A 17,448-nucleotide genomic window follows, 5' to 3' on the forward strand; every position below is an offset into this window, starting at 1 on the left:
TGAAAAACCCTGATCTGAATAGCAGACCAGGGCTGTTTTAACAGGTAGCTTGACTTTTATTAAGCTTTGATAAATAAACCTGCAATGTTAAGTACAGCTTCGGCAGATAATGGTTCATCAAAAGATTGTGTAGCCGCATTTGTGGAGATCTTTCCAATGGAACTACTGAGTGCTGTAATATCAACACCTGCCTGCTTTACATTATCTTCACCAGCGTATACAGCGTCGACAACGGTACCGATACCAGAATCGTTTGCGCCAGTGATCCAAGGTTTTTGATTTGCTGCACCACCCCCGCGTGCACGACGCATCTGACGGATATGTGATGCATGCCTAGCTTCAACCGAGTGAATCTGCAATGCTGCAGTAAGGACAACCCGATTGCCAACTAAGATGCCTGCTTGGCCTTTATAAGCGCGTACACCGGTATCTTCAAACGCTTGTGCAACAGCTAAAAATGTGTCATAATCGCTAAAGACATTACCAAAAGTGCCACCAGCCGTAAAATCAAATGTTGGCTTCGATACAGCCTTACTACCCAATACCTGTTTCAAAAAGTTGACATGGGCGACTTCATGATCCCGTATGGTCGTGATAGCACCAAGAGGCTTACCCGAAGGGATAAGTCCAGATTTAGCAACCCCCATCGTATAATATTCGGCTTCCAAATATTCGAGCGTGAGTGCATAATTGAGGACGCCATTGACATCTGTAGGGGCGGTTGCACCGTAAGCCTTTTTGAAAAGTTCACTGACAAAAAAAGGCAGCGCCGCTAAGGTTACTTTTTTACTCATGGAAGCTAGATTTTTAATAGCTTCGCGACGTGGGCTGATACGATCACTGAACTCAGGATCTACAGCATTTATTTGGTCAAAAACATTTAAAAGATTCATGATAATCTGTGTTTAGGTGAATTAATAAGTTGGTAGATCCGATACATCAATTTTAGATTTGATAAAGGGTGCGGCGGCGCTCAATACGACACTGGGACTTTTTGCCACATCGAGTCCGTTGGAATCAACAACTTCCTGGTTGGCGAAACTGCCGTTATCGATCATATCCCTTACCCAAGCCGCATGGCGTGCCTCTACCGACACAATCTTTCCGGCTAACAACAGGTAATTAGGGTCTTTGATAAGCCACCCAGCACCATTATATGCGGATACCCCGAGATCTTCAAATGTTTTGGCAGTTGCCAGTACATTTTCACGGCTGCTAAAATTAATACTTGAAAGATTTAATTCAAGGCTGGAGATTGCTTTGGCACCCAGCGCAACTTTAAAAAATTCACGGTGGGCAATCTCGTGATCACGGATATCGGTAAAGAAGACTTTTTCCATATCGGTCATGCCTGAGTAGGGATTATTGACCAATTGAATGTAGAAGGCAGCTTCGAGCTGCTCCAGAGCATAGGCATAGTTGAGGATAGCGATATCGCCACTACCAAAATATAGGCCTTTTCCGCCGTTATCCATGTTGTCATCATGGTCTTTTTTACAGCTCGACAAACCGAGGATGGCCAGCGATGCTGCACTGGCGCCTGCAAACTTTAAAAAATCTCTTCTGCGGAGATCCTTTTTGTCTATATCACCATTGGGAGTCAATAGCGAATCGTTGTGGGGAGTTGTTATCTTTTCCATAACAAAAGTCTTTTAGTTTATAATATTTTTCTGTACTTATAATCATTTACGACTTTTTGGAACGCTTGGATTTCTAAATCCTAATTTTTTTTTATTTTTTTCAAAAAAAAACTGATGCAGACTTGCACCAGTTTTTTAAGAAGCGGTTGAGTATTTCGTTTTACTTCTTGACGAGTAGGGGCAGATATTTCTCATAACCCTTGGCTTTCATCTCTTCTTTGGGGATAAATTGGAGCGATGCACTATTGATGCAATAGCGTAAACCGCCTTTGTCCGATGGACCATCGTCAAAAACATGGCCCAAATGAGCGTCTCCGGTTTTGCTGCGTACCTCTGTGCGGCGCATACCGTGGGAGTTATCAGCTAATTCTTCGACTAAGTCGGGATTGATCGGTTTGGAAAAGCTGGGCCATCCACAACCTGATTCAAATTTATCTGTCGAGACAAATAGTGGTTCACCAGTGGTAATATCCACGTAAATACCATCTCTAAACTCATCATTGTATGCGTTGTCAAAGGCACGTTCAGTTGCCTGATTCTGCGTTACATCGTATTGCAGTGGTGTAAGTTGCTTTTTAAGTGTGCTTCTATCTTTTTTGTGATAACTTTTCGGCGCAGTAGAATCCTTGGGGGCCGGGTTGGCTTTGCGCGCCAGATCGAACATCTCTGGAACAATATGGCAGTAGCCACCAGGGTTTTTGTCTAGATACTTTTGATGGTACGCCTCCGCATCGTAGTAATTCTGTAAAGGCTCGAGTTCGACAACTATTTTTGCCGGATATTGCTTGTTCAGTTCGGCTAGGCTCTTCTTAATAACTGGAATAACTGATTTATCGGTATAGTAAATACCGGTACGGTATTGTGTTCCGATATCGTTTCCCTGTTTATTGAGGGAGGTGGGGTCTATTGTCTTTAAAAATAAATCCACGAGAAGCTTAAGTTCAACGATTTGTGGGTCATAAGTGACTTTGACGGTTTCAGCAAAGCCTGTCTTTCCGGTAGAAACCTGTTCATAGCTAGGATGCTTTAAATTACCATTGGCATAACCTACTTCCGTGGCCGTAACGCCGCGCACTTGTTTAAAAAAATGCTCGGTACCCCAGAAGCATCCACCGGCAAAATAAATAACCTGATCATGCTTGGCTATAGGGGCCGCCAATTGTTTCTCAATCTGTTTCTGTTTCGGTGGATCCGATTTCTGTGAAAACCCAAATTTGCTCAGCGTAAATAAGCCTAACCCTAGCAGTAGTAATAAAAATGCTTTTTTCATAGCGATTGTCCGTTCTTGTTTGATAATATACGATGTAAAGACCCACTTGGTTTTAATCAATTTAAACACTGAGGATCTCGACTCCATTATTGTTATGATAGGTTTAACTATGAATTTTCATAAAGGATTAAGGAAAAGTTTTAAAATGGAATTGTTTTTACTTATAAAAGACAATCAAATCCCTTTTCTAGGTAAGCCAGTCCCGTCGTGCGTCACAACGTAGCTGCATCATCGTAGGCCATTTTTTAAAAATATTTATTTTTGTCTCTGACCAAATATTGACAACGCGAGATATCCTAAAGTTCCGGCAAGTAGGGAAGTCAGCAGAATGGCGAGCTTCGCTTCATTAATATGTAACAGATCGCTGAAGGATAAGATCGAAATAAATATAGACATTGTAAAGCCAATTCCGGCCAATAAGCCCACACCAAAGATATGTCTGAATGAGCTTCCTTCTGGGAGGCTACTGATGCCTAGTTTTGAACACACAAAAGTCATGATCAAAATTCCAAGGGGCTTACCAAGCAGTAAGCCTAGGCTAATACCCAATCCCATAGGTGCGACAAGTCCTGTAAGCATCTCGCTTTCAATGGTGATATTGGTGTTGGCAAATGCAAATAAGGGGATAATGATAAAATTTACAGGTTTCACAAGAGCATGTTCTAAAAGCTCTAAAGGAGACTCAATGTCTGTATCATTTGTTGGGATTGTCATGGCGACCATAACACCAGCTATCGTTGCATGTATACCCGAATGATGGATGAAGTACCAGATGAATATGCCTGGGATCAGATACAAATAAGGATTTTGCACATTCACGCGATTCATGACAAAGAGGATAATCATACCGATGCCCGCATAAATTAAAAAAGTAGTTTCAATGCCCGACGAATAGAAAAAAGCAATTACTAAAATAGCGATCAGATCGTCAACGATAGCCAAAGCGGCTAAAAACACTTTTAAACTTGCAGGAATCCGGTTCCCTAATAGACTTATTACAGCCAATGCAAAAGCGATATCGGTTGCCATGGGAATACCCCAACCTCCGGCTGTTGCACGGCCTGTGTTGAATGCTATAAATATGAGCGCAGGAACTATGGCTCCTCCAATAGCACATAGTATCGGTAACGATGCCTGTTTAGGAGAGGAGAGTTCGCCTTCTACTATCTCGCGCTTGATCTCGAGTCCAACAAGTAGAAAAAATATTGCCATGAGGCCATCATTTATCCAAAGTAGAATGCTATACTTTAAATGCACTTTATCAGAATCGAAACCGACAGAAGTGTCCAAAAAAGATTGCAATGTGGGCCCTGCGGAAGTATTGGCTATAATAAGTGATATAATTACGCAAACAAATAGTAAAATACCACCGGCATTACTTGATTTGAAAAAATTTTTGAATACGGTAAGGTTAATCAATTGACTCATCGTGTTGTCTATTTTTTTTGGACCATAAGTCCAGATTGGGAAATTGAAATTTACTGCTGTCAAATACTGGGTCTATTTTGTCTTTCTGCTGCTCGCAATAATCTGCGTAGAGCGTAAGTACTTTTTTATGCAGCAGAAGTATGGCGATCAGATTAAGCCAGGCCATCAGTCCGACTCCAATATCGCCCAATGTCCAGGCAGATTTAGCTGTGCTGGTGCAGCCTACATAGGTCGATACTAAAATCAGTAGTCGCAAAATCCAGATGAGTAAGGTTTTATGTCGTTTTTTTTGACTAACAAAACTTATGTTAGTTTCAGCGATATAATAGTAAGCCATGATGGTGGTAAACGCAAAGAAGGCAAGCGCTAATGCGACAAAGGCATTTCCGATCGTTGGGAAATGATGGGATACTGCTTGTTGTGTAAAAGCTGGTCCCATTTCTGTAGCCGGAAGGTGCTGTACAATAAATCCACCAGCTGGATTTTCGACATTATATTGGCCGGTAAAGAGGATCATTAAGGCTGTTGCTGTGCATACAAACATGGTATCAACATATACTGAAAATCCCTGTACGAGACCTTGCTTGATGGGGTGGGATACTTCGGCGGCGGCGGCGGCGTGTGGGGCGGTGCCCTGGCCGGCCTCATTGCTATAGATACCTCGTTTTACCCCCCAGGAAATTGCCATTCCTGCTATAGCACCAAATGTGGCTTCCATGTTTAAGGCAGATTTGACGATCAAAGAAATAACGGCAGGGATCTCTGTAAAGTTGAGCCCAATAATAACCAAAGCCATAAGGATATAGGCGCCAGCCATAAAGGGTACAACATATTCCGCGACGGTACTGATACGCTTTACCCCACCTATAATGATGATGGCGAGTAGGCCAACTATCGCCAACCCCGTCACGCTGGGAGATAGGTGGAAAGCAGACTCAACTGCTGAACTGATGCTATTGCTCTGCACCCCGGGTAGTAAAAAACCGGTACTTATGATGGTGACGATTGCAAAAGCCCATGCAAAAGTTTTGGATTTAAGTCCTTTAAGAATGTAAAATGCTGGGCCACCTCGATACTCACCATCGTTTACCTCTTTGTACATCTGGCCAAGAGTCGCTTCTACAATAGCTGAAGCACTGCCTAAAAATGCAATTACCCACATCCAGAAAATAGCCCCTGGCCCCCCCATGGCAATTGCTGTCGCGACACCTGCGATATTTCCCGTGCCCACACGTCCTGAAATAGCCAAAGAGAAAGCCTGAAAAGAGGAGATGCCCTTATCGGAACTACTGCCATTAAAAAGCAAACGGATCATTTCCCGAACCTGCATCAGTTGAGGACAGCGAAAGCGAACGGTAAAGTATATACCTGTAAGCAGACAAAGGTAGACAAGCGCATCACTCCAAATAATATTATAAATTCTATTGATCAAATCTTCCATCATGTAAAATTGAACTCTTAGGTCGGCTAAAAGTAGGTAAAACGAGTCAAGACTATCTGAAATATTGAATAGATTTTGTTTATTTTTTATGTGGTCGTATATATGTATTATTTATATATATGTGTTATCCTATTCATATCAACTATTTTTATGCTTTAATTTTATAACATTGCTAATGTATGTTGGATAATTTACCATCACCTGGCTGGTGAATTTCTTCCACAAAGCTAATTCGAGCTTTTTAAGCTCGCTTTGGAGCTGCATTTTCTCATGAATGACGGTATAGCATCTGTTGCTTAATTCTTGTTGGACAAATTGTTCGTCTTTATGGTGCTGTTTTGTGGTATATCCGCTACAAATTCTATTTATTATTATGAGGTTAAATCCGCATGCAGTACTTTTTAGAAACAATCGTGCTACTTAGTTGTTAGAAATAACATCCACTTTCTTTTTTGGTATTTAATCAATATTAGATTATATTGAAAATTCAGTATTACATTTTTTAAATACAAGCACTATGAATGATTTAGAATTGAACGACGTACAGGCACATTGGAATAATTTTATTGCTTCTGCAATTGCCTGGGCGCCACGTATTATTACAGCCCTGATCTCAGCATTACTGATATATTTAATTGGATCTTGGATTATCCGTTTGTTGAAGCGTATGATCGACAAAGCCTTCGAACGCCGGAAAATGGACGTTTCTTTGCAGCGTTTTCTCAGTAATTTAATTGGTTGGATTTTAAATATATTACTATTTATTGTTGTCGTTACACAATTGGGTGTTCAAACCTCAGCATTTGTTGCTATTATTGGTGCTGCGGGTTTGGCTATCGGTTTAGCGCTGCAGGGCTCTTTATCTAATTTTGCGGGCGGAATATTGATTTTACTGCTGAAGCCCTTTCGTGTGGGCGATTATATAAGTTCGAGCTCGAATGTCTCAGGGACTGTGATTGAAATTGATATTTTCAATACAAAATTAAATACACCGCAAAATCAGCAGCTTGTCGTTCCTAATGGCATGCTATCGAACAGTAGTATTACTAATTACACCGTTTTGGGTACACGCCGAACGTGGTTCGACATCGGTGTATCTTACAGTGCTGACTTAAAACAAGCTAAACAGATACTATTGGAGGTTGTTCAAAATAATGAGTATGCGTTCAAAGACCCTGCGCCGCAGGTTGTGGTCAATGAGTTGGGAGATAGCGCAATCACGCTATCTGTGCGCGCAACCACTTCAAATGAAAACTTCTGGACGATGCAGGAGCAATTGATTATTAACTGCAAAGAAGCTTTGGATCAGGCTGGTATTGAGATTCCCTTTCCGCAACGCGATATTCATATCCGTAGCAATGCCTAATGTAGCGTATATATTGGTGTCAAGACGACTGTCTTGGCACTCCATTGTAAACAAATTTAATTTTAGTGATGTTGTCAAAATCGACATTTAATAAAGGAATTGTTATTCCTAGTCTGATCTTTATCATAGGCGTTTGCCTATTGTCGGTATTTTTTCCGACCCTTTCTGTACGTATTTTAGATACTGCCAAGCAATTTATCTTTGTTAACCTCAACTGGGTTTACGTATGGGCTGTGACACTATTTGTTATTTTTCTCCTTTACCTGATGTTTAGCAAATTTGGTAATATCAAGCTAGGAAGTAACGACAGTAAACCCGAGTATACTTTTTTTTCATGGATTTCTATGTTGTTTGCCGCCGGTATGGGGATCGGGTTGATGTATTTCAGCGTTGCTGAACCGATGCAGCATTTTTCAACAGACGCATTTGCTGGCCATCATGATATCAATCGAGCTCAAAATGCCCAGCTGTATACATTTTTTCATTGGGGTATACATGCTTGGGCAATCTATGGCGTTGTGGGACTGGCTCTGTCTTATTTTGCTTACCGCTATCGGCTGCCGCTGTCCCTTCGGAGTTGTTTCTATCCACTATTAAAAAATAAGATTAATGGAAAATGGGGTAATGCTGTTGATGTATTTGCCCTCTGCAGTACGTTCTTCGGCATTACGACGACGCTGGGTTTTGGCGTGGTCCAAGTCAATGCAGGCTTGCAAACTTTAGGGATTTTGCCTGAGAATAATTTTACCTATCAGATTGTTATTGTTGCCGTGTTATCACTATTAGCTATTTTATCAGCTACATCCGGTGTTGATAAGGGGGTAAAACTATTGAGTAACATTAATATAATTACCGTAGTGATCTTGTTATTGTTTGTACTTTTCTTAGGGCCAACGGTTTACCTTATCGGAAGTTTTACGGAAGGAATAGGTAATTATGTAAACAATTTCTTTAGTTTAACTTTTGATACGCATGTGTATGACGAAGCTACATTGCCCTGGTTCTACAATTGGACGATTCTTTATTGGGCCTGGTGGATATCATGGTCTCCTTATGTTGGGTTATTTATTGCTAAAATATCCAAAGGGCGCACCATTCGCGAATTTATTGCGGCAGTACTTATTATCCCGACCATATTTAATTTTATCTGGATGTCTGTTTTTGGTAATAGTGCGATGTGGTTTGATATGCACTTTGCCAAAGGTGCATTGAGCGCGCTGGCTGATAATCCTGATGCCTTGATGTTTAGGTTTTTGGACTATTTACCATTCTCCGAGATAGTGAGCTATCTGGTCATTCTGATTATCATTATCTTTTTTGTGACTTCAGCCGATTCGGGGATCCTGGTGATGAATAGCATTTCTACTAAGAATGCCGAAAAGTCACCAAAATGGCAAATGGTATTTTGGGGGGCTCTGTTGGCTATCTTGGCGCTTATGTTGTTAAATACGGGTGGATTGCAGGCATTGCAAACCATGACCCTTATCACGGCTTTACCTTTTTCGCTGATTATGCTGCTTTTTTGTGTCAGTTTGGTCAAAGCATTGACCATTGATCGGAGTTATTATGAACGTGATTTTTCGGTCAGTACGGTCCCGTGGTCGGGGGAACTTTGGAAAGATCGCCTGCAACAGATTGTCTCATTTAAAAGTCGCGAATCTGTTGAAGAGTTTATGAAGAACACCGTGATGGTCGCTTTTGAGGATTTGCAGGCAGAATTTAAGTATAATGGTATTGAAGCAAAGATTCAAGAGTTAGCGCAGCCCAAGCGGATACAAATTGAAATCCGGCATGACGTAATTAACAATTTTATCTATGGCGTAAAAAGCCAGGTCAAAGTGGTTTCTGATTATGTGGTTGAAGAAGAGAATCTTCCAGAATTTGATGATAAAAAAACGTATTTTCCTAAATCGTATTTTGGAGATGCCCGTGAGGGGTATGATATTCAGTACTTTACAAGAAATGAATTGATCAGCGATGTATTAAAGCACTACGACCGTTTTTTGGAAATCATTTCGGAGGAGAAAAATGAAATGTTTATTAGTAGTAATGCGAACAAAAATCTACGATGAGGTAACAGTCATAGCGGATGATTTCGCCTGAGGTTGTTGCACGTTATCTCCGATTCACGGTTTGTATAAACGTGATATTGTAGTAGAATTTATTTATAGATAATTTAGATTAAAGTGAAGAATATAGTATACATGATATTTCTTTTAGTACTCATCGTATCCTGCGGTCAGACTGGAAGGAACGATTTGCAAGATCGTGAAGAACAACTTTTAAAAAAAGAACATGATTTTGCGCGGAAAGAGTCTGAATACGATGCATTATTAGCCATGCGGGATAGCCTGCGCGCAGCAGAATCCAAGCGGCTTAGGCCCGACACAATAGTGCAGCATTGGCCAGATTCGATCGCAGGACAATGGAGTAGCAGATTGGTCTGCCGTTCGTCGAATTGCAACAATTATGTAATTGGTGACCAGAGGAACGAGCAATGGGAATTTATGGCTGATGCTACAGGTATTTATGTAAAGACCTATACCAAAAATAAAACGACGCGACTTTTTAAAGGTTCTTTATTGGATAATCGGATTAGCTTGGTTCAAGTACAAGATAGTATGGACGAAAGTAGGGCGAGGGTTCAGATGAACCTTGATCTGATTGGTGCTAAGATCATGCGCGGAACACAGACGATCGGCACACAAGGCGACTGTCAAGCAAACTTTTCTATTGAACTTACACCCACTGAAAGATGATCCTAGCCAGTATTCACCACATTACTTTTCCGGTTGAAGACCCTTTACTTAAGTTTTTTATCGAGTTGCTCATTATACTGCTGGTGCCGCTGCTACTTAATAAAATAAAAGTTCCACATCTGCTAGGTTTACTGGTAGCAGGTGCGATTGTTGGTCCCTATGGCTTCAATATGCTCTCGCGAGACAGCAGTGTTGTGGTAACAGGAACGACAGGGCTGCTTTACATTATGTTTCTAGCTGGATTGGAGATAGATATGGGTGACTTTAAGAAGAATAAATGGAAAAGTATCACGTTCTCAATCTATACTTTTTTGGCGCCGTTTATCCTCGGATTTATCGGAGGATATTATGTATTGCATTTTTCGTTAGCGACTTCAATTTTATTTGCCGCATTATTTTCGTCACATACGTTGATTGTTTATCCTATGATCAGTAGTTTGGGCATAGCAAAAAATCTTTCCGTCAACATTACCGTTGGCGGGACTATGATTACAGATGTGCTGACTCTTTTGGTGTTGGCTGTGATTGTAGGCGTGTCTCAGGGGGAAGTGGGTACAGTCTTTTGGATTCGATTAGGTGTTTCAATGATTGCTTTTGCCTTGGTTGTCTTGTTGGTATTCCCGATTATAGCCCGCTGGTTTTTTAAAAACGTGCCGGACAAAATATCCCAATATATCTTTGTCGTCGTGATGATCTATCTGGCTTCGATTTTGGCGGAACTGGCCGGTATTGAATCCATAATTGGTGCCTTTTTTGCTGGTCTCGCGTTAAATCGCCTGATTCCACATACGTCGTCATTGATGAACCGGATTGAATTTGTTGGAAATGCTATTTTCATTCCATTCTTCCTCATTAGCGTGGGTATGCTCATTGATTTTTCGGCATTTTTTAAGAGCTGGGAAACCCTTGGGGTAGCAGCTACCATGTTGGTCGCCTCTATTGGTGGTAAATATATAGCCGCCATGCTAACGCAAAAGACCTTCCGTCTTAATAAAGAAGAGGGTATGCTTATATTTGGGATGAGCTCGGCTTCTGCTGCCGCAACATTAGCCACTGTTATGGTGGGTTATAATATTATTCTCGGCCAAACAACAGAAGGTGAACCCATTCGTTTACTCAATGAACATGTGCTGAACGGGAGTATTTTACTGATTCTGATTTCGTGTACGATCTCATCTTTTGTGTCAATGTCCAATGCGCAGCGCATTGCTGAGGCAGATCGCGAAGATACCATAGCAGGGGATAAGCTGCCCGATGCTCATATTCTATTGCCGATCAATACCGAACAGATGACAGAAAAAATGGTCAATTTGGGACTGCTGATCCGTACAAAATCAAAAGAAGATCAGCTCTTTGCTTTAAATATCATTAGTGAGGATAAGAATGAATCTTCGGTAAAAAATGCAGAAAGGATTCTTGAATCCGCAGTGAAACTGGGAGCATCGGCTGATGTGCAGGTACAGGCTATTACCCGACATGACAACGGAGTAGTTGACGGAATAAATAATGTGATTAAAGAAAAATCCATTTCGGATCTGATTATTGGCTTGGATAAAGATAAGGGCTTTTCAACGTCTTTTATGTATAATCTGTATAATGGCTATTTAAAAAATGAGCATGTCAATTTAATGTTATACCGTGCTATTCAACCAATTTCAACTGTAAAAGAGTATGTTGTGCTTATCCCCCCATTGGCATACCGGGAATCCGGCTTTTTTGAAGCGCTATCAAAAATATGGAATATTGCGCGCAATTCGAGTGCCCCACTTATATTTTACAGTACAGCAGATATCATCGAAATTCTTCATCGGATCATCAAAAAGTCGGCTGTCGAAGCGTCATTTGTAACCATATCCGACTGGAAAGAAGTCGATCAGGTTATTGGCGGACTAACAGCTGATCAGGGGTTAATCGTGCTAATGGCCGACCGTAACCGCTTTTCGTATAAGTCGCCAATTCATACCATTACCCAATACCTTAACGAAAATCAGATTGATAACAATTATCTACTGATTTATCCCTTTACTGATAATAACAATGACGTGTCAGAAAAGCGCGCGATTAGTAATCACCAAGACTTTGCTGAGATCGGTAAACTGATCCAGCGGGTATTCCGATAACGGTTTACTGAAAAGTGCCCAATAGTTTTTATAGGAAGACAATTGGGCACTATTTGTTAGTTACAAGCTAGATTCAGCATGTTCTTCTCTCGATACTAGTAAACGCAAATCGTCTGCCGCCGGCAGTTCAAAGATTTGCAAGTGAAAGTGTTTGATTGCTGCGAGCAGATGGTCAAAAATATCGGCCATCGTATCTTCAAAATATACCCATTGTGTTCCCTTGGTAAACATATATAATTCCAAGGGTATGCCATATTCAGTCGGAGCCAGCTGACGTACCAATAACGTCAATTCTTGGTGGATATTAGGGTTGTTTTTTGCGTATGCGAGGACATAAGCCCGAAATAGACCAATGTTCGTCATTCTTCGGCCGTTAACTGGCGAAGAATTGTCTGTATTCCATGTCTTATTATATGCGGCAATCTCGCGTTCGCGCTGATCAATGTAAGGCGATAGTATTCGGATATTTTTCAATGCTGTTATTTCCTCCTCGCTAAGATACCGTACTGATGACATTTTAATATTCAGTGCGCGCTTAATACGACGACCACCAGTCTCTTGCATTCCGCGATAATTTTTGAATGCATCGCTGAGAAGCGTATAGGTCGGTATAGTGACAATGGTTTTGTCCCAATTCTGTATTTTGACATTGTTAAGATTAATCTGTAACACGTCACCATCTACACCATATTTGGGCATTTCAATCCAGTCACCAACACGCACGGAGTCATTGGCCGACACTTGAATACTGGCAACAAATCCCAAAATTGTATCTTTAAATACCAACATCAGAATTGCGGAAGCTGCGCCCAGTGACACGAGAAAGGACCATGGTGAGTTTCCTGTTAGAAGTGAGACAGCGAGTGTTCCGATCACAAAAATTAAAAAAATCTGTACCACCTGCAGGTAACTGTCAATGGGCTTATCTTTAAAACCATTTGAAGTGCGGAAGATATCACGGCAGGTTTTCAATAGGCTATTCATAAGATGATAGATAGTCAGCAACACCACTAAATCCAAAAATTTTACCAAAGCAGCCGTTAACACTGGAAAGCCCAGAAAAACAATCGGTAACAACTGTCGCGCCAGCAAAACGAGAATGGCACGACTCACTCGAATATGTACCTTATTGCTCAAAAGGTAATCATCCCATTTGGTTGAAGTTCGAAGTGCAATTTTATTTAGCGCTGTAAAAAATACACCGCGCATGATATAGTCGAGCACATAGAGGAGTAATGCTGCGGTCAAAAGGAGCCCTGCAGCGGTTGCTATATGGGACTGCTGTGCGGGTAAGCCCAATTTGGAAAAGAGATCGAAAATGTACTGATAGATTGAAGTTGATGATTGTTCACTGAGATTTAGCATAGTTGAATTTTTCATATGAACAGACAAATTTAAGAAAAAATATTAACACGTGTTTTTGTACGTTAAAATACGCTTTTAATTGGTATTTTTTGCTTATTGATTAATTTTTCATTACTTTTGTCAATTAATAGATAACCCGATGGCAAAAAATCGCTGTTTTTGCCTCTTTAAAACCCCCAATAATTTGAATGAGATTAGTGTGATTGGTGGTGGGAGTTGGGCCACGGCCCTGGTTAAAATTCTAACAGAAAATAGCATACATGTGAACTGGTATATGCGGCGTTCCGAACAGGTACGCTCAATCAATGACGATGCTATCAATCCCGACTACCTACCTTTTTTAAAACTTGATAATACAAAAATTTATGCTTCTGATCAGCTGGATATGATCGTGGCGCGCTCGAAAGTGATCCTGTTTGTTGTTCCAAGTGCGCAACTGGATCAAGTTTGCGAAGCAATCCCCCAAAAGGATATGAGCGGCAAATTTGTGATTACCGCAATAAAAGGAACCGTAGGGCCGGAGAATTTGCTTCCCAGTGCATTCATTGCCCGGCATTTTGAACTGACCGACTTACAGCAGGCGATTATCGCGGGCCCTTGCCACGCAGAAGAAATTGCAAGAAACAAAAAAACTTATATAACCTTATGTGGGTCGAATGAAAGCGTTATTCAAACGATTTCGAACGGTTTTGCATCACCCTATATGGAGGTGCACTATAGCGCTGATATGATCGGGGTGGAGTACGCGGCCATTTATAAAAATGTGGTCGGTATTGTCTGCGGTATGGCTGAAGGATTGCACTATGGCGACAACTTTATGGCTGTGCTGGTTGCGAATGCAATCGACGAACTGGGATTGTTGCTGCAAGCTGTTGGCGTACCCAATGCTCGGCTTGGTAACTCGACCTATTTGGGCGACTTATTGGTGACGGGATACTCCAGGCATAGCCGCAACAGGAAGTTTGGTCAATATCTCGGCCAGGGATTTTCGGCTTTTGAGGCTCGTGGGATGATGGGTATGGTTGCCGAAGGTTACTATGCGACAAAGGGGCTAATGAATACCGTATCAAGTCTCGAACTCAATATGCCCCTATTACAGACTGCCTACCGGGTGCTTTACAACCATATGGCAGCAAAAGATGAATTTAAACTTTTAGAAAGGAATATAAGATAATATGATATTAGCAACAGATTTAGATGGAACTTTTTTGGGAGGTAAAATGGAAGACCGCCTCAGGTTATATCGATTGATAAAGGCGAGTGCGGATATGCAGCTGGTTTTTGTGACAGGGAGAGGCTTGGAGTCTGTATTGCCTTTGCTGAGCGATCCACTTATTCCGGTGCCAGATTTTATAATAGCTGATGTGGGAGCTACAGTGGTGAATGGCCACAGCCTGGAAGCAATTGAGCCTTTACAGAGCGAAATTGAGGAAAAATGGCCGCAGACTTATGCGATCCGTTCAGCGCTGGATGAGATTCCGCAATTGCGTTACCAACATGTACCACAACAGCGGCGCAGCTCTTTTTTTTATGAACCTGAGGTTGACCTCAATCTAGTAAAGCAGGTGGCCGACAGGTATGAGTGTGATATGATTACTTCGGCTGATCAGTATCTGGACTTGCTTCCGAAGGGTGTGAACAAAGGTACAACGCTTAAAAAGCTGATTGAATTTTTGGATGTCGAGGCGGACGATGTAATGGTAGCTGGAGATACCCTTAATGATCTCGCCTTGTTTGAGATCGGTTTTCGCGGTGTTGCCGTAGGAAAGTCGGAGGGCAGCTTGCTTGAAGCTGTTGGTCAAATGGACACAGCTTACGCTGCCGAGGCCGCCGGAGCGGGTGGGATATTAGAGTATATGAGCAAGTATCGCCCTTTCCAGCAACTCATCCGTACTGAACAGAAAATAGTGCCTCAAAAAGGCAGAGCTAAAAAATCGGATCAGCTCGTGATGGTGTATCATCGACTGCCTTTTGAAAAGGAATCGATCAATGGCAAGACCGTACGGGTGTCTCCGAAAAGTCCAAACGGAATTATTCCTTCATTATTGGGCTTATTTGAAAAGGGGCGTTCTGGTCTTTGGATCGGCGAGGAAGTTTTGCAGCCGGATGGTCAGCCGGTTCCTAATCAGTTGGTAGATGAAAGCAGGTATCCCAACCTGGTAGCATCCACCATATCGTTGTCAAAAGAAGACATTGATAAATTCTACCGCGTGTTCTCAAAAGAGGCCTTTTGGCCAACTATCTTTTCTTTTGTGGACCGTGCAAAGTTTAACCACGAAGATTGGGACCACTACTTGATGATTAACAAGTACTTTGCCGAACGTATAGCAAAAGAAGCCGACGATGGGGCCCTCGTATGGATTCATGAATATAACCTATGGATGGTACCGTCGTTTTTAAAGGCCATGCGACCCGATCTAAAAATTGGTTTCTTTCATCATACCGCTTTTCCGGCGGCTGACATTTTTAATATTATTCCGTGGCGCAAAGAAATTATCGGAAGTCTGCTGCTTTGCGATTTTATTAGTTTTCATATTCCGCGTTACGTAGAGAATTTTGTGGATGTAATCCGTAGCCATACACCTTTTAAGGTGATCAAAAAGGTCAATGTTGCCAATCAGTTTCTGACTTATAGCTGCGCCCTCGGAGTAGATCAAATGACGAAGGTCATTGAAGTAGACGGTAGACAGATCAGGTTGGGAGCTCAACCGGTCGGCGTAAACAAGGATCATATCGAACAGATTTTGATGGATGATCAGGTGAGGCTGGAGATCAATGCGCTCAAAAGAAACAAAGACGAATCAGGAGTAAAGCGTATTATATCTATCGAGCGTTTAGATTATGTAAAAGGCCCGTTGGAGAAAATTCAGGCTTTTGGAGAGTTCTTAGCAGAATACCCAGAATTTAGGGGTAAGATTGAACTGGTGAACGTGTGTACACCGCCATCGCAGGGGATGACAATCTACGATGAAATCCGCGATCAGGTAAATCAGGCAGTGGGTGAGATCAATGGAAAATATGCAACGATGAATTGGACTCCGATACAGTATTTTTACAGAGCGCTTCCTTTTGAGGAGGTTATCAAACATTATGCGTTAAGCGATATTGCCTGGATCACACCTTTGCGTGACGGCCTCAACCTTGTCGCAAAGGAATACATTGCCACCCATGGATTACTGGACACTTCAGGAGCACTTGTACTTTCCGAATTCGCGGGAGCATCGGTGGAACTGCCCTATGCCATTTTGACAAATCCCTATGATCGTAAGAGTATGAAAGATGCCTTATTGAAAGCTTTGGTGATGGAACCGGGCGAGGCTCAAGTGAGAGCCCGTCGGCTTTATGAGCATATCGAGCACTACGATATCCATTATTGGGGAAAAGATTTTGTGAAGGAACTCGAAAAATCTGTTAAATATTAATGGACGGTTTCTTTAGGTAATTGATAAGTTAAGGATCATATTGCGGGTATATCGATACCGCAGAAAAACTGGTGCAGATTAGGAGGGTCAAATTTGATAAAAATTTGGCCCCTTTCGCTGAAGAATCGCTATATTTGCGGCTATAACAATGGTTGCGAGAATTTTCAAATCGATTACAATAAACCTGCTGCTGCTATGCGTCATGTTGATGAGCTTTAGCAAGATTTTTATTGTGCTAAGCTTTTATGCGAATCGTAGCGAAATTGCCAATACCTATTGTATCAATAAAAGTAACCCAGCCTTACATTGTGATGGTAAATGCTTTCTTATACGCATATTGAAGAAGGAGGCGCAACGTGAGAGAGATGTTCACGAATATTTCTCCAAAACACCGGTTTTTTTCTGTCACCACTATTTTTCGACATCTTTGCCAAAAATGTTTACCCCAAAATCTGAGCGCTCTGTTCGCAAGGCGAGGTCTCCCTTGTTTCTTAAGTTTGATTTCTTTCCTAAAATACTCAGACCACCCATTGTTTCATTAGCATAATTCTAACGGATTATCCCATTTTTTGAGATAAAATCTATTATTCATTATGACGACTTTCGGTTTGTCCGGGATTCGCTATACTGGATTCTA

At 41.6% G+C, this 17,448-nt stretch carries 12 protein-coding genes and 1 pseudogene; 6 read left to right on the forward strand and 7 right to left on the reverse strand.

Going from position 1 to position 17,448, the window contains the following annotated elements; genetic code table 11:
- Positions 1-59: 59 nt before the first annotated feature.
- From VXM68_RS14850 to VXM68_RS14875, 6 genes and pseudogenes are all read right to left on the reverse strand, one after another.
- Positions 60-893 carry a ferritin-like domain-containing protein gene (locus VXM68_RS14850; protein ID WP_293952562.1) on the reverse strand — a complete coding sequence of 278 codons (834 nt, stop codon included), beginning with the start codon at positions 891-893 and terminating at the stop codon, positions 60-62.
- A 21-nt stretch (positions 894-914) separates the two neighbouring features.
- On the reverse strand, positions 915-1,640 hold the full coding sequence (locus VXM68_RS14855) for a ferritin-like domain-containing protein (RefSeq protein WP_293952564.1): 726 nt from the start codon (positions 1,638-1,640) through the stop codon (positions 915-917).
- A gap of 160 nt (positions 1,641-1,800) precedes the next feature.
- Positions 1,801-2,304 (reverse strand): peptide-methionine (R)-S-oxide reductase MsrB, encoded by a 504-nt coding sequence (gene msrB / locus VXM68_RS14860; protein ID WP_349682260.1) that lies wholly within the window; start codon positions 2,302-2,304, stop codon positions 1,801-1,803.
- Between the two features lie 24 nt (positions 2,305-2,328).
- Positions 2,329-2,997: pseudogene (msrA, locus tag VXM68_RS14865) on the reverse strand (peptide-methionine (S)-S-oxide reductase MsrA); the annotation flags it as partial.
- Between the two features lie 168 nt (positions 2,998-3,165).
- Positions 3,166-4,338, reverse strand: coding sequence for a Na+/H+ antiporter NhaA (gene nhaA / locus VXM68_RS14870; protein WP_367209202.1), 1,173 nt, complete (start codon positions 4,336-4,338; stop codon positions 3,166-3,168).
- A complete protein-coding gene (locus VXM68_RS14875; RefSeq protein WP_367209203.1) occupies positions 4,322-5,782 on the reverse strand; it encodes an alanine/glycine:cation symporter family protein in 1,461 nt (486 codons plus the stop codon). The genes nhaA and VXM68_RS14875 overlap by 17 nt, the downstream gene beginning before the upstream one ends.
- A gap of 514 nt (positions 5,783-6,296) precedes the next feature.
- Here VXM68_RS14875 and VXM68_RS14880 point away from each other — a divergent pair.
- The 4 genes from VXM68_RS14880 (at position 6,297) to VXM68_RS14895 (ending at position 12,024) form a co-directional block, all read left to right on the forward strand.
- Positions 6,297-7,145 (forward strand): mechanosensitive ion channel family protein, encoded by an 849-nt coding sequence (locus VXM68_RS14880; protein WP_367209204.1) that lies wholly within the window; start codon positions 6,297-6,299, stop codon positions 7,143-7,145.
- A gap of 68 nt (positions 7,146-7,213) precedes the next feature.
- Positions 7,214-9,217 (forward strand): BCCT family transporter, encoded by a 2,004-nt coding sequence (locus VXM68_RS14885; RefSeq protein WP_367209205.1) that lies wholly within the window; start codon positions 7,214-7,216, stop codon positions 9,215-9,217.
- Positions 9,218-9,349: 132 nt separating this feature from the next.
- Positions 9,350-9,904, forward strand: coding sequence for a hypothetical protein (locus tag VXM68_RS14890; protein ID WP_294349604.1), 555 nt, complete (start codon positions 9,350-9,352; stop codon positions 9,902-9,904).
- Positions 9,901-12,024: a cation:proton antiporter gene (locus tag VXM68_RS14895; protein ID WP_293952577.1), complete on the forward strand. Its 2,124-nt coding sequence runs from the start codon at positions 9,901-9,903 to the stop codon at positions 12,022-12,024. The genes VXM68_RS14890 and VXM68_RS14895 overlap by 4 nt, the downstream gene beginning before the upstream one ends.
- Before the next feature lie 60 nt (positions 12,025-12,084).
- Here the strand turns inward: VXM68_RS14895 and VXM68_RS14900 are convergent, their stop codons facing one another.
- Complete coding sequence (locus VXM68_RS14900; RefSeq protein ID WP_367209206.1) at positions 12,085-13,404, reverse strand: mechanosensitive ion channel family protein; 1,320 nt, start codon at positions 13,402-13,404, stop codon at positions 12,085-12,087.
- A 169-nt stretch (positions 13,405-13,573) separates the two neighbouring features.
- Here VXM68_RS14900 and VXM68_RS14905 point away from each other — a divergent pair, with 169 nt between their 5' ends.
- Positions 13,574-14,563, forward strand: a complete 990-nt coding sequence (locus VXM68_RS14905; RefSeq protein WP_312378412.1) for an NAD(P)H-dependent glycerol-3-phosphate dehydrogenase — start codon at positions 13,574-13,576, stop codon at positions 14,561-14,563.
- A gap of 1 nt (position 14,564) precedes the next feature.
- Positions 14,565-16,811 (forward strand): glucosylglycerol-phosphate synthase, encoded by a 2,247-nt coding sequence (gene ggpS, locus VXM68_RS14910; RefSeq protein WP_293952583.1) that lies wholly within the window; start codon positions 14,565-14,567, stop codon positions 16,809-16,811.
- Positions 16,812-17,448: the final 637 nt, after the last annotated feature.

It is taken from the genome of Sphingobacterium sp. R2 (assembly GCF_040760075.1).
GTDB lineage: Bacteria > Bacteroidota > Bacteroidia > Sphingobacteriales > Sphingobacteriaceae > Sphingobacterium.